This is a genomic window from Dyella jejuensis (genome assembly GCF_044904675.1).
Classification (GTDB): Bacteria; Pseudomonadota; Gammaproteobacteria; order Xanthomonadales; family Rhodanobacteraceae; genus Dyella_B; species Dyella_B jejuensis.
In genome coordinates, this window is record NZ_JADIKJ010000005.1 from 59,512 (window position 1) to 72,873 (window position 13,362).

Sequence of the window (13,362 nt, forward strand, 5' to 3'; positions counted from 1 at the left end):
TACGATGAGCGATAGCACGGTTTCCGAATTTGAACGCATCAAGGCCAACAGCCGCTTCCTGCGCGGCACGCTGGTGGAGAGCCTGGCCGACCCGGTCACCGGCGCGATCAGCGATGACGATAACAAGCTGCTGAAGTTCCATGGCAGCTATCAGCAGGATGATCGCGACCTGCGCGAGGAACGCCGCAAGCAAAAGCTGGAGCCGGCGTACCAGTTCATGGTGCGCGCGCGCCTGGCGGGCGGCGTGCTCAGTCCCGCGCAATGGCTGTCGTTCGACCATATCGCCCGCACCTGGGCCAATCACACGCTGCGCATTACCACGCGGCAGACGTTCCAGTTGCATGGCGTGCTCAAGCGCAACCTCAAGCGTTCGATCGCGGCGATGAACGACGCCCTGGTCAGCACCATCGCGGCATGCGGCGACGTGAACCGCAATGTCGTTGCCAGCGCCAATCCGGTATCGACTCCCGCGCATCGCGTGGCGTATCGCTGGGCCGAACGCCTGTCCGAACACCTCAAACCCAGGACGCGCGCGTACCACGAGATCTGGCTGGACGAACAATTGGTTGCCGGCGGCGAAGCAGAGAGCGAACCGCTGTACGGACCGACCTATCTGCCGCGCAAGTTCAAGATCGGCGTAGCGGTGCCGCCCACCAATGACGTGGATGTATTCGCGCAGGACCTTGGCTTGATCGCCATCATCGAGCATGGCGAATTGCTTGGCTTCAATATCGCGATTGGCGGCGGCATGGGGGCGAGCCATGGCGACCCGAGCACTTATCCACGGCTGGGCAGCGTGATCGGTTTCGTGGTACCGGAACAATTGCTGCGCACCGCCGAAGGCATCATCGAGGTCCAACGCGATCATGGCAATCGCCAGGAGCGCAAGCACGCGCGCCTGAAATACACCATCGATCGCATGGGCCTGGCTGCCTTCAAGGCTGAACTTGAACGCCGTATCGGCTTTGCGCTGCAATCCTCGCGCGCCTACCGTTTCGAGCACACCGGCGACCGCTACGGCTGGACGGAAGGCGATGACGGGCGCTGGCACCTGACCTTGCACATCGAATCGGGCCGGCTCGCCGACCTGCCGGACCGGCCACACCTCAGCGGCCTGCGCGCGATCGCCGAGCAACATCGAGGTGATTTCCGGCTGACCTGCAACCAGAACCTGATCATCGCCAATGTGCCGGCCGCGCAGCGCGAACCTATCGACGCGCTGGCGGCCGAATACAAGCTGGACGGCTATCGCCATCTCAGCGGCATCCGCCGTCACGCCGTAGCCTGCGTGGCAATGCCCACGTGCGGCCTGGCGATGGCCGAGAGCGAACGCTACGTGCCGCAGTTGCTGCCCAAGCTGGAAGCCCTGCTCGATCGCCACGGCTTGCACGACGAACCGATCCTGCTGCGCCTGTCCGGCTGCCCGAACGGCTGCTCCCGTCCTTACCTGGGCGAGATCGCCTTGGTCGGCCGCGCCATAGGCCGCTACGACTTGCGCCTGGGCGCGGATTTCGCCGGGCAGCGGCTCAACCGCACGTTGCGCGAGAACATCGACGAAGCGGGCATCCTGACCGAACTGGATGCACTGTTCGCACGCTACGCCGCCGAACGGCAAGCGCAGGAGCACTTTGGCGATTTTCTCGTGCGCAGCGGTACGCTACCTGCGGCCGCTCACGCCATCGATGTGGACGTTTTCGCATGAGCCAGCCTACCCCCGAGCAAGCTGCCCGCGATGCGCGTGCGCTGGTCAAGCTCGACGCCTGGTTGCTGGCATTGACTGCCGAAGAGCGCGTGGACTGGGCGTTGCAGCAACTGCCGGGCCTGCATGTGCTTTCGTCGAGCTTCGGTGCGCAGTCGGCGGTGTCGCTGCATTTGCTGACGCAGCGATTGCCGCGCATTCCGGTCATCGTGGTCGATACCGGTTATCTGTTTGCCGAAACCTATCGTTTCATCGATGAGCTGACCGAGCGGCTGTCGCTGAACCTGCACATTGTCCGTCCCGTACTGTCGCCCGCGTGGCTGGAGGCTCGCCACGGTGAACTGTGGAACCGGGGCCGCGACGGACTCGACCATTACAACCGCCTGGCCAAGGTCGAACCGATGCAGCGTGCGCTGTCCGAACTTGGCGCAAGCACCTGGATCGCCGGACTGCGCCGCCAGCAATCGTTGAGTCGCGCGGCGACGCCGGTCATCGATCATCGCCACGGTCGCTGGAAGCTTCATCCGATCATCGACTGGACCGATCGCGACATTGGCTTATACCTGCGCCGCCACGACTTGCCCTATCACCCACTGTGGGACAAGGGCTACGTATCGATCGGCGATACGCATACCACACGCCGCTGGGAGCCAGGCATGCGCGAGGAGGACACCCGCTTTTTCGGCCTCAAGCGCGAATGCGGATTGCACCTGGACGTGTAGCCGTCGGCAACACGCCATAACAAAACGTCACCCAAAAAGAACGACCCCGATAAGGAAACCGCATGAAAGCCCTTGCCGCCGAGACCGCCTCGGCCGAACACGATGCGCTGGTCGCGCCACATGGCGGCGTGCTGCGCGAACTCTACCTTCCTTCTGCGGAAGCCGAAGCGCTCAAGCGGCACAGTGCCTCGCTGCCGCAGTGGACGCTCAACCAGCGCCAGCTGTGTGACCTGGAGCTGTTGCTCAATGGCGGCTTTTCGCCGCTGCAGGGCTTCCTGGTACGCACCGACTACGATCGCGTCGTCGCGGAGATGCGGCTGGCCGATGGCAGCTTGTGGCCGATCCCGATCACGCTGGACGTGGACGAGGCATTCGCCGCCAGCTTGCCGGACCATGCACAGGTCAGCCTCAACGATACGCAAGGCACGCCGCTGGCCGTGCTCACTGTCCAGGACGTATATTTTCCGGATCGGATCGCCGAAGCACGCTCCGTGTTCGGCACCACCGACCGCACCCATCCGGGTGTGGCCGAACTGCTGGATCGCACCGGGTCGGTCTACCTCGGCGGACGCCTGCAAGGCATCCAGCCGCCGGCGCATTACGACTTCACCGCGCTGCGGCACAGTCCCCGGCAATTGCGCGATTGGTTCCGCCAGCATGGCTGGTATCGCATCGTGGCGTTCCAGACGCGCAACCCGATGCATCGCGCGCACCGCGAACTGACTTTGCGCGCGGCCGGGCAGGTCGGAGCGAAGTTGCTGATCCAGCCTTCGGTCGGACGCACCAAGCCGGGCGATGTCGATCACTACACGCGCGTGCGCTGCTACCGCGCGCTGCTCGAACATTATCCGAAGGAGCATGCAACGCTGTCGCTGCTGCCGCTGGCGATGCGCATGGGTGGCCCGCGTGAGGCGCTTTGGCACGCGATCATCCGCAAGAACTATGGCGCCAGTCACTTCATTGTCGGGCGCGATCACGCCGGTCCCGGCAAGGATGCGCACGGCAACCCGTTCTACGATCCATACGCCGCACAGCAACTGCTGGCCCAGCATGAGCATGAGCTGGGTATTCGCATCGTGCCGTTTCCGGCGATGGTCTATGCCGCCAACCGCGATGCGTATCTGCCGCAGAATGAAGTGGATGCGCAGGATGAAATCCGTGACATCTCCGGCACGGAACTGCGCCGGCGCCTGCATCACGGCGAAGCGATCCCGGAATGGTTCACCTTCCCCGACGTGACAAGGATTCTGCGTGAGCGCCATCCGGCCAACGCGCGCCAGGGTTTTGCGCTGTTCTTTACCGGCCTTTCCGGCTCGGGCAAATCCACCTTGGCGCAAGCGGTGTTGGCGCGCCTGCTGGAAACTGCCAGCCGGCCCGTGACCGTGCTGGACGGCGACGAAGTGCGGCGGCATCTGTCCAAGGGCTTGGGTTTCTCGCGCGAGGACCGCGATGCCAATATCACTCGCATTGGCTACGTCGCCAGCGAAGTGGTGCGACATGGCGGCATTGCGATCTGCGCGCCGATCGCACCCTATGCCGGCGCGCGTGCCGAGGCGCGGCAACTGGTGCAGACGCAGGGGCGTTTCGTGGAAGTCCACGTCTCTACCCCGCTGGAAATATGCGAGGCGCGCGATCGCAAGGGGCTTTATGCCGCGGCGCGCGCGGGCAAGATCAAGGGTTTCACCGGTATCGACGATCCCTATGAGACGCCCGCATCGCCAGAACTGCGCGTGGACACCAGCCAGGTGAGCGTCGACGAGGCGGCCGAACGTGTCATCGCATGGTTGCGCGCGGAGGACCTGGCGTAAGCAGATCTCCGACCTGCTCGACAAGAGGAAGGCAGCCGCGCCATGGAGCCCGTAGCGGCCGCCTTCCCCTGCATGCGGGATATTCGTTGCGAGCCGTTATTTGCCGCCTGCCGCCGGTTTTGGCGCAGCGTTGCCCGCCGCGGCCTGCGCAGGCCGCACGACGTACCCGACCGGCAGCCAGCCGCTTCCGCTCTTGCTCAACGATACGGTTTCAAAGGTCGCGAGCTTGGCATATTGGGTCGAATAGACCACGTTGAGGTATTCGCCCTGCGGCATGCCCTGCGGATTGTCGACCTTGTTCACGCCAATCCACTGACGGCTCTGCTCGGCACCCAGTTGCTGGCGAAGATTGGCGACATACTTGGCCCAGTCCGCCTGGTTCACGCTCTTCTGCATGGTCGGGCTGCTGCTCTTCCACATCGCGTCGGCCTGGCCGGCATCGGCCTGGACCACCCATTTGGCGGCGATGGTGGAGGCCTTCTCCAGACCTGAAGGAGCCTGCTGGGCCAGCGAGGCGCCGGTGCCGAGCAACGCGGCGGAAACGAAACATCCCCCCAGCACACGGCGGACGAGCTTCGTCGGATTACGGGTTGCATGCGTCATACATATCTCTCCATGAATAAGATGGAGCTACTCATCCCCGAATAGCCCCACGACTGCGTGGTTTGCGCGTTAGAGATGCGCAACCCATCGTGTCACGACGGCATGCGGCCCGCCTTCAGGCTTGGCTTAAATGATTGTCCGTCAGCGTCGCCGCATGCGCCTGCCGGCGCGTTGGCCCGGCGCAGGAAAAGCGCCTCGGATGCACGGGCTGCCCGACTCAGGCTGCCCGCGATGTGGTACGCCGGACTCCGCGCTGCGGTAACTCGTTCCACAACGGCGGCTCCGGCCAATGCGGCTCGGCATGCCCGGCAACGACGCGGCGCAGTTCCGCTTCATCGATCTGGGGCGCCACCAATCGGGCCAGTTGCGCCACGTAGCTGCGCAGCACATGGTCGCGACGCAGCACCAGCCAGCTGGTGCAAACCGGCAGCAGGTCGTCGATGTCGAGCGTGACCAGTTCGCGCGCATCGGCGGCGCCCACGGCCATCTCGGCCAGGATGCCCACGCCCAATCCCGCCAGCACGTAGGTCTTGATCAGATCGGCATCGACGGAGGTGCAAGCGATACGCGGCACGAGCCCGGCCGCGGCGAAGGAACGACGCAGCGAGGATTCGGGCTGCAGCGAGGATTCGTAGCTCACCAGCGGATATTCGGCCAGGTCCTGGATCCGCAGCGGTCGACCAAGCTTGGCCAGCGGATGACCGAGCGGCACGATCGCGCGGCGGTACCAGCGGAACAGCGGCACGGCGATGCCGCCTTCCGGCGGCTGGCCGCTGGTGCTGACCAGCACCAGGTCCACCTCGCCGCTTTCGAACAAGCTGATGATGCGGCCCTCGCCCTGCGGGCGGATGTGCACGCCAAGCTCGGGATAGTGCTGCTTCAATCGCGCGATCGCCTCGGGCAGGACGAAACGCGCCTGGGTATGGGTAGTGGCTACCGACAGTTCGCCGTGGGCTTCCTCGCGCAGGTTGGCGGCCAGCGCACGGATGTTGCGTGCCTCATGTAGGATGCTGCGCGCCCGCTCCAGCACTTGCGCACCGGCGGGCGTGATCGCATCCAGGCTCTTGCCGCGGCGGGTGAATACCTGGAAGCCCAGCTCCCCTTCCAACTGCTTGAGTTGCTTGCTGATGCCGGACTGGGTGGCATGGACGTTATCGGCGGCCAGGGTGATATTCAGGCCGGCGTCGGCGATGGCGACGATGTAGCGAAGTTGCGTGAGGGTCATGAGATCGGCTCCAGGATGGGTCGCGTGCAGGGCTGTGCGTTGCGCATGGCGCAGCACATACAGCTCACGAACCACCCTGGACGGCGTTTCATCATGCTCTCCGCACCGGCATGATACCGGTTGTCTCCGGACCTTAACACAGCGTTATTTGGACGTCTATACATCTAGCTGTCTTTGAAGTGTGATGAAAAGGCCCATGCCATAACGCCATATCCTCGGCACCAGCAGCCATTTCCGTCGCATTTGCCGCAGGGTTACCGTGACGAGCCAAAGCCCTGGCCTACTGGAGCTGCCGATGCAGCTGTATCCGCTGTTCGCCGATCTGAGTAACCGTCCGGCGCTGGTCGTGGGCGGTGGCGACGTGGCGGCCAGGAAAGCCTCGATGCTGCTGCGCGCCGGCGCCAGGGTGACGGTGGGCGCGCCGGTCCTGGGCCCGGAGCTGCGCGAACTGTTGCAGCAGGGACGCATTACCTATCGCGCGTGCGCCTATCAATCCGAATGGCTGGATGGCATGTGGCTGACGATCGCCGCGACACGTTCACGCCGCTTGAACGCGCGCATCGCCGCAGACGGACACGCCAGGCAGCGGCTGGTCAATGTCGTGGATGATCCTGCGCTGTCGAGCTTCCAGGTGCCCGCGGTGATCGATCGTTCGCCGCTGCTGGTGGCGATCTCCAGCAGCGGCACGGCGCCCGTGCTGGCGCGCCGCCTGCGCGAACGCATCGAGAGCCTGCTCGATCCCGCGCTGGGTCCGTTGCTGCAACTCGCGCAACGCTACCGCGCGCGCATCCGCGCCCGCCATGCCGATCTCGGTGCACGTCGCCGCTTTTATGATTGGCTGCATGACGGACCGGTCAGCGCGTTGCTGCGTGCCGCCCATCCGATGCGCGCGGAGCAGCAGTTGGTGGCCGCACTGGCCGACCGCGAGCCACCGCGAGGATCGGGTTCGGTCGCCCTGGTCGGCGCCGGCCCCGGTGATCCGGGTTTGCTGACCTTGCGCGCGCTGCGTGCATTGAATGAAGCCGATGTCATTCTTCACGATGAATTGATCAGCCCGCAGATTCTGGAGCTGGCCCGCCGCGATGCCTTGCAGCTTGCCGTCGGCAAGCGCGGCGGCGGCACGCACACGCCGCAGGAGGCGATCCACGCATTGCTGCTCGAACATGCCCAGGCCGGACGCCGGGTGGTGCGCTTGAAAGGCGGCGATCCCTTTGTCTTCGGCCGCGGCGGCGAAGAGCTGGCCTTCCTGCGCGAACATGGCATTGCCTACGAAGTGATCCCAGGCATCACCGCCGCGCTCGCCTGCGCCGCCCACGGCGGCGTGCCGCTGACGCACCGCGACCACGCGCATTCGGTACGGCTGGTGACAGCGCATTGCCAGCATTCGCTGGATACGCTGGATTGGGTGGAGCTGGCTCGCGAGCGACAGACATTGGCCGTCTATATGGGCGTGGGCAAGCTCGAGGAACTCACCGGGAAGTTATTGGCACATGGACGTCCGTCCGACACGCCGTTCGCGCTGATCGAGAATGGTTCGCTGCCGGGCCAGCGCACGCTGGTCGGCACCTTGGGCGACCTGCCGAAGCTTGCCCGCCACCACGCGGTATGCGCGCCGGCCCTGCTGATCCTTGGAGAGGTAGCGGACTTCGCCCCCGCGCTGCACTGGTACGGCGAACTGCTTGGCCCGACGCCCCCGCATTCAGGTATTTCCAACGCCCTGGCTGACGCGGCGTGACATAGCACAGCCCGGTTGCGCCAACCCGGATTTTCTTGCGAAATTTCCGTGAGTTAACCCTTACGCAAAGCCTCCCGTCGCGCCGTTTCGCCAGTCGCCTGACAACCGATTCATGTCGGTAACGTTACAGTTCTCATCTCCCAAGATGACGAATGACGGATTGCATGGCGCTGGCTCCCTCTACCTGGCTTTCGAGACGCACGGTCGCCACCCGTACCGCGTTGGCGTTCGCGATGATGATCGCGTTCGTCCTGGGTACCGGCTTGCTCGACGGGCATGACGGCGTATCGCCATCACAATTGCTCACGCAGCCGGTGTTCCCGCTGGCCAATGCCATGCCTGGATTGCTATTGGCGCTGCTGTTGCTGGCCCTCACCCGGCGCACCTTGCTTTCGTTTGGCCTGGCGTACCTGCTGCAGGGCCTGATGTATGGCATCAACGCCCTGAAAGTGGCCAATCTCGGCACGCCCTTGCTGCCAGCGGATTTCCGCATGGCGGGCCAACTGCGCAAAGGTGGCTTGCACGTGCTGGGCAGCTACCTGCCGCACAGCCCATGGCCTTACCTGGTGATCCTCGGTGGCGTGGCCGTGGTCGTGGCGATGTGGCGCTACGAACCGCCGCTGTTCGCGCGCCGCACGGGTGGCCGTCGGATCGTTGCCGGCGCGCTGCTCGGCGCCACGCTGGGCACGCTGCTGATTGGCGTGCCCGGCTGGGGCAATCTCTACAACGGCCATAAGCTTTGGCTGGAACCGTGGTCCGCCGCGGCCACGACCAACCATTCCGGGCTGGTCAGCTCCCTGGTGATGTTTCATCTGCAAGATCGACGCACCAAAGAAAAAGCCGATCCGGCAGCGGTGAGCAAGCTGCTGCAAACGACGGGTGACGCGGTGCGGGCGCGGATGCAGGCTCCCGTCGACCAGGGCACCGCGCTGCCTGACATCGTGGTGGTGCAAAGCGAATCGTTCTTCGATCCGAGCATCGTGCGCGGTTACGAAAACGCCAGGCTCACGCCCAACCTGGATCGTCTTGCCGGCGAAGGCATGAGCGGCCCGTTGCACGTGCCCACCTTCGGCGGCGGCACCATCCGTACCGAATTCGAAGTACTGACCGGCTTGTCGCTGCGCTATTTCAGCGCGATGCAGTTCCCGTACCTGCAATTGAACGACAAGGTGGTACCGAGCATGGTGCGCGTGCTGCGTTCGCATGGCTATGAAACGGTCGCCATCCACGGCAACGATCCCACGTTCTGGAATCGCAACACGGCTTTCAAGGCACTGGGCTTTGATCGGTTCGTCTCGCAGTCGGGCTTTCCGGCCAATGCGGCGATGGATGGCAAGTACATGGCCGATAGCGCGATGACCGACGAAATCATGGCGCAATTGAAAGACTCCGGCCCGCCGCAATTCCTGTTCGCGATCAGCCTGGAAGCACACGGCCCGTATGACGTGACGCCGTCGGATCCGTCCGCGCGCGACGCCACCCCGGTGCCGTCCGCTATCGATGCCAAGGACAAGCGGCAAGTACAGAATTACCTCTATCACATGCAGCACGCGGATCAGCAACTCGGCCGCCTTGCCGCACTGCTGTCCAGGCGCAATCGTCCAACCTTGCTGCTGTTCTACGGCGATCACCTGCCCGGCCTGAACGATGCTTACCGCGAGACCGGTTTCGTCAATGGCCAGGACATGCTGAGCCAGGCCGGCACCTGGTTGCTGATCGATCCGCGCAATCCCGGTCGTCCGCAGCGCATCGACATGGCCTCCTGGATGCTGCCCGGCCTGCTGCTGGAACGCGCGGGCATCCATGACGACGCCTATTTCGCCATCACCCAGGTGCTCGCCCCGTCGCTGGCAAGCCTGACACGGGCGCCCGGCGCGCCGCCCGTACCCCTCGACGCGCAGCAACAGCAGTTCGATAACGACATGGCAAGCATCGCGGTGCTGCGCATGAAGGGCAAACTGGATCACTGGCTGCCGGCAAACCTGCTGCCCGCCAATACCGCCGTGGCAACGCAGGACGATACTGAGGAAGAGGCTCCGGCATCGGCGGCCATGGGTATTCATCGCTGAAGTCGCCTGCGTTCAAGCCCCAGGCCTTCACATAAAAAACTGCGTCCGGCCGGGCGCAGTTTTTTTATGTGAAGACCCTTGCACAAGCATTAATGCTTAACTTTATCGTAAGGAAATTGCGCTACTCCAATTCCCTTTTAAGCCCGATCCGATACTTCCCATAGCCTTTTTTTGGCCGAATAAGCAGGTGCCTACCACGCGCACATTTGCCGCGGGATGAGGGAATTCCCGCCGATTCTCCCCACAGGATGACGAGGCACCCAGGAAGCGGGTCTCGTGTATCCGCGTGCCGGAAAAGCTGATGTTCGCTATCGATCGATGCTTCGCTATCGCCCATGCCCGACGATTTCGCTGGCGAGCGATGCTCGGCGGAACGCTCGCCGCCGTGCTGACTGCCTGCGCCGCCACGGTGCTGGAAAAGCACGCCGATCCATTGACCGCTCCGTCGCCGCTGCCTGTCAGCCAAGCTTCGAGGCATGCGCTGAACCATCAGCAGGATGTCCCGGATGCTCCGGCATTCCTGCCTCGCGCCTTCGCTGAAAAGCCTTTCGTTGCCGGCATCGCTTCGAACGCACCCTCGCCTTATCTCGATGCGTTGACACGTATCTACCGCGCCCCGGCGGACACCGCCAAGGCAACCAAGCCCGCCAAGCCGCTGCACGATGAGATCGCGAAGTTTCATGCCGTGGATACGGGCATGCCAATCGCGCTCGCGCGTATCACTTCGAACTACGGACAGCGCAACAATCCGTTTGGGAAAGGCCACGTTTTCCACCGCGGTATCGATATGGCGGCACCTAAAGGCACACCGGTGCAGGCGGTCGCCGATGGCACGGTCGTCAAGGCCGCCACCGATCGAACGTATGGAAAATTCGTGGTCATCAATCACCACAACGGCTATCGCACTTTGTATGCGCACAACTCGCAGTTGCTGGTGAAGGTCGGCGATCGCGTCAAGGTCGGACACCCCATCGCCAAAGTCGGATCCACCGGCCGTTCTACCGGCCCGCACCTGCACTTCGAAATACATCGCGATGGCAAGCAGGTGGATCCTTATCCCTATCTCGCGGTGTTGTAAGGCCTCTCACCTGGCGGCCATATCCCCCGTAGCGTTGACGAGTTCGCGGACGTGATTTCAAGGCATTCCGTTTCCCCGCCGCAAGCAAACAGCATCACCTTCAAGCCGGCGCTACTCTGCCGAACAGAAGAGAAAACCCCGCTCGCGCGGGGTTTTCTCCAACACTTTGCGTTTTTGAGCGCAGGACTTAGAAGTCCATGCCACCCATGCCGCCCATGCCGCCGCCCGGGGCGCCATGGTTGTGCTCTTCCTTCTTCGGCAGCTCGGCCACCATCGCTTCGGTGGTGATCGCCAGGCCAGCGACGGAGGAGGCGTACTGCAGCGCCGAACGGGTGACCTTGGTCGGATCCAGGATGCCCATCTCGACCATGTCGCCGAACTCGCCAGTGGCGGCGTTGTAGCCGAAGTTGCCCTTGCCTTCCTTGACCTGGTTGACGATCACGGACGGCTCGGCGCCGGCGTTGAACACGATCTCGCGCAGCGGGGCTTCCAGTGCACGGCGGGTGATGGCAATGCCCAGGTCCTGCTCGTGGTTGTCGCCCTTCAGGCCTTCGACCGCCTTCAGTGCGCGGATCAGCGCCACGCCACCACCGGGAACCACGCCTTCTTCAACGGCTGCGCGCGTGGCGTGCAGGGCGTCTTCGACGCGGGCCTTCTTTTCCTTCATTTCGACTTCGGTCGCGGCACCGACCTTGATCACCGCCACGCCGCCGGCCAGCTTGGCCACGCGCTCTTGCAGCTTCTCACGGTCGTAGTCGGAGGAGGTCTCTTCGATCTGCGCCTTGATCTGGCCGATGCGCGACTGGATGCGGGCAGCTTCGCCGGCACCGTCGATGATGGTGGTGTTTTCCTTGGTGATCACCACGCGCTTGGCGCGGCCCAGATCGGTGATCGTGGCCTTCTCAAGCTGCAGGCCCACTTCCTCGGAGATGACCTGGCCATTGGTGAGGATGGCGATGTCTTCCAGGATGGCCTTGCGACGGTCGCCGAAGCCCGGCGCCTTCACGGCGGCAACCTTGACGATGCCGCGGATGGTGTTGACCACCAGCGTGGCGAGCGCTTCGCCTTCCACTTCCTCGGCGACGATCAGCAGCGGCTTGCCGGCCTTGGCGACGGCTTCGAGCACCGGCAGCATTTCGCGGACGTTCGAGATCTTCTTGTCGTGGATCAGGATGTACGGATCGTCCAGCTCGACCTGCTGCGACTGCTGGTTGTTGATGAAGTACGGCGACAGGTAGCCGCGGTCGAACTGCATGCCTTCGACCACGTCCAGTTCGTTCTCCAGGCCCGAACCTTCTTCAACGGTGATCACGCCTTCCTTGCCGACCTTCTTCATCGCGGTGGCGATGATGTCGCCGATGGCGGCGTCGGAGTTGGCGGAGATGGTGCCGACCTGGGCGATGGCCTTGTCGTCAGCGGTGGGCTTGGAGAGCTTCTTCAGCTCCTCGACGGCGGCGATCACGGCCTTGTCGATACCACGCTTGAGGTCCATCGGGTTGATGCCGGCGGCGACGGCCTTCAGGCCCTCGCGGATGAACGCCTGCGCCAGCACGGTGGCGGTGGTGGTGCCGTCACCGGCGTTGTCGGACGTCTTGGAAGCGGCTTCCTTGACGATCTGCGCGCCCATGTTCTCGTAGGCGTCGGCCAGTTCGATTTCCTTGGCGACGGAGACGCCGTCCTTGGTGATCGTCGGAGCGCCGAAGCTCTTCTGCAGCACGACGTTGCGGCCCTTCGGACCGAGGGTGACCTTGACGGCGTTCGCCAGCGTATTCACGCCTTTGAGAATGCGGGCGCGGGCGTCTTCGCCGAAGCGGACTTCTTTAGCTGCCATAATTTTTTTGCCTCAAAAAAATTAAATTAAGTGCGGAAAATCTTGCGAAAAAACTGCGGAAGGAGCCGAAGGCGACGGGTGCGGCATTAACTTTCGCACCGTCACATCCGTCAGCCTTCGATAACAGCAACGATGTCGTCTTCCTTCAGGAACACCAGCTCTTCGCCGTCGATCTTGATTTCCTGGCCGGCGTACTTGCCGAACAGCACGACATCGCCTTCCTTCAGGGACATCGGACGGACCTTGCCGTCTTCCTGGATGCGGCCGGTACCGGCAGCGATGACCTTGCCGCGAGTCTGCTTTTCGGTGGCGCTATCGGGGATGACGATGCCGCCGGCGGAGACACGCTCTTCTTCCAGGCGCTTGACGATGACGCGATCGTGCAGCGGACGCAGTTTGCTCATGGGACGAACTCCAGCTAATGGCTAGGGATGGAAAAGTTGTTGGACCCCGGACCTGCCTTGGAAGGCGTTGTTAGCACTCAGGGTACGTGAGTGCCAATTTTAGCCGCCAAAAAAACCCCTGCAACAGGGGGCGGACGGGTCGTACCGCTCGAGATGGGGCAGGCCGGATGGCTTTCAAGGGCGCCATG

At 63.6% G+C, this 13,362-nt stretch carries 10 protein-coding genes; 6 read left to right on the forward strand and 4 right to left on the reverse strand.

Going from position 1 to position 13,362, the window contains the following annotated elements:
- Nucleotides 1–4 precede the first annotated feature (4 nt).
- The 3 genes from cysI to ISP15_RS06120 all read left to right on the forward strand — a co-directional run bounded on the left by cysI (nt 5) and on the right by ISP15_RS06120 (nt 4,229).
- Nucleotides 5–1,702: an assimilatory sulfite reductase (NADPH) hemoprotein subunit gene (cysI, locus tag ISP15_RS06110; RefSeq protein WP_404546140.1), complete on the forward strand. Its 1,698-nt coding sequence runs from the start codon at nt 5–7 to the stop codon at nt 1,700–1,702.
- Nucleotides 1,699–2,421: a phosphoadenylyl-sulfate reductase gene (locus tag ISP15_RS06115; protein ID WP_404546142.1), complete on the forward strand. Its 723-nt coding sequence runs from the start codon at nt 1,699–1,701 to the stop codon at nt 2,419–2,421. The genes cysI and ISP15_RS06115 overlap by 4 nt, the downstream gene beginning before the upstream one ends.
- Before the next feature lie 62 nt (nt 2,422–2,483).
- A complete protein-coding gene (locus tag ISP15_RS06120) occupies nt 2,484–4,229 on the forward strand; it encodes a bifunctional sulfate adenylyltransferase/adenylylsulfate kinase (protein WP_404546143.1) in 1,746 nt (581 codons plus the stop codon).
- A gap of 96 nt (nt 4,230–4,325) precedes the next feature.
- On the opposite strand, the gene ISP15_RS06125 is transcribed toward ISP15_RS06120, so the two are convergent.
- The gene (locus ISP15_RS06125) at nt 4,326–4,832 is read right to left on the reverse strand and encodes a DUF4019 domain-containing protein (protein WP_404546145.1); all 507 of its coding nucleotides are present in this window, start codon (nt 4,830–4,832) and stop codon (nt 4,326–4,328) included.
- Nucleotides 4,833–5,049: 217 nt separating this feature from the next.
- On the reverse strand, nt 5,050–6,057 hold the full coding sequence (locus ISP15_RS06130) for a LysR substrate-binding domain-containing protein (protein ID WP_404546146.1): 1,008 nt from the start codon (nt 6,055–6,057) through the stop codon (nt 5,050–5,052).
- Between the two features lie 295 nt (nt 6,058–6,352).
- Between ISP15_RS06130 and cysG the strand changes: the two genes are divergently transcribed.
- The 3 genes from cysG (at nt 6,353) to ISP15_RS06145 (ending at nt 10,939) form a co-directional block, all read left to right on the forward strand.
- Nucleotides 6,353–7,792 carry a siroheme synthase CysG gene (gene cysG / locus ISP15_RS06135; protein ID WP_404546149.1) on the forward strand — a complete coding sequence of 480 codons (1,440 nt, stop codon included), beginning with the start codon at nt 6,353–6,355 and terminating at the stop codon, nt 7,790–7,792.
- Nucleotides 7,793–7,956: 164 nt separating this feature from the next.
- Nucleotides 7,957–9,861: an LTA synthase family protein gene (locus ISP15_RS06140; RefSeq protein ID WP_404546152.1), complete on the forward strand. Its 1,905-nt coding sequence runs from the start codon at nt 7,957–7,959 to the stop codon at nt 9,859–9,861.
- 301 nt (nt 9,862–10,162) lie between these two features.
- The gene (locus tag ISP15_RS06145) at nt 10,163–10,939 is read left to right on the forward strand and encodes a M23 family metallopeptidase (protein ID WP_404546154.1); all 777 of its coding nucleotides are present in this window, start codon (nt 10,163–10,165) and stop codon (nt 10,937–10,939) included.
- 187 nt (nt 10,940–11,126) lie between these two features.
- Here ISP15_RS06145 and groL read toward each other — a convergent pair whose 3' ends face one another.
- Nucleotides 11,127–12,770, reverse strand: a complete 1,644-nt coding sequence (gene groL / locus ISP15_RS06150) for a chaperonin GroEL (protein WP_404546155.1) — start codon at nt 12,768–12,770, stop codon at nt 11,127–11,129.
- Nucleotides 12,771–12,880: 110 nt separating this feature from the next.
- The gene (locus ISP15_RS06155) at nt 12,881–13,174 is read right to left on the reverse strand and encodes a co-chaperone GroES (RefSeq protein WP_404546157.1); all 294 of its coding nucleotides are present in this window, start codon (nt 13,172–13,174) and stop codon (nt 12,881–12,883) included.
- Nucleotides 13,175–13,362 lie beyond the last annotated feature (188 nt).

What these genes read in the sequence shown, in the direction of transcription:
- ISP15_RS06155 (WP_404546157.1), bottom strand. Translation starts at nt 13,174, where the DNA reads ATGAGCAAACTGCGTCCGCTGCACGATCGCGTCATCGTCAAGCGCCTG.
- cysI (WP_404546140.1), top strand. Translation starts at nt 5, where the DNA reads ATGAGCGATAGCACGGTTTCCGAATTTGAACGCATCAAGGCCAACAGC.
- ISP15_RS06115 (WP_404546142.1), top strand. Translation starts at nt 1,699, where the DNA reads ATGAGCCAGCCTACCCCCGAGCAAGCTGCCCGCGATGCGCGTGCGCTG.
- ISP15_RS06130 (WP_404546146.1), bottom strand. Translation starts at nt 6,057, where the DNA reads ATGACCCTCACGCAACTTCGCTACATCGTCGCCATCGCCGACGCCGGC.
- ISP15_RS06140 (WP_404546152.1), top strand. Translation starts at nt 7,957, where the DNA reads ATGGCGCTGGCTCCCTCTACCTGGCTTTCGAGACGCACGGTCGCCACC.
- ISP15_RS06125 (WP_404546145.1), bottom strand. Translation starts at nt 4,832, where the DNA reads ATGACGCATGCAACCCGTAATCCGACGAAGCTCGTCCGCCGTGTGCTG.
- groL (WP_404546155.1), bottom strand. Translation starts at nt 12,770, where the DNA reads ATGGCAGCTAAAGAAGTCCGCTTCGGCGAAGACGCCCGCGCCCGCATT.
- cysG (WP_404546149.1), top strand. Translation starts at nt 6,353, where the DNA reads ATGCAGCTGTATCCGCTGTTCGCCGATCTGAGTAACCGTCCGGCGCTG.
- ISP15_RS06145 (WP_404546154.1), top strand. Translation starts at nt 10,163, where the DNA reads ATGTTCGCTATCGATCGATGCTTCGCTATCGCCCATGCCCGACGATTT.
- ISP15_RS06120 (WP_404546143.1), top strand. Translation starts at nt 2,484, where the DNA reads ATGAAAGCCCTTGCCGCCGAGACCGCCTCGGCCGAACACGATGCGCTG.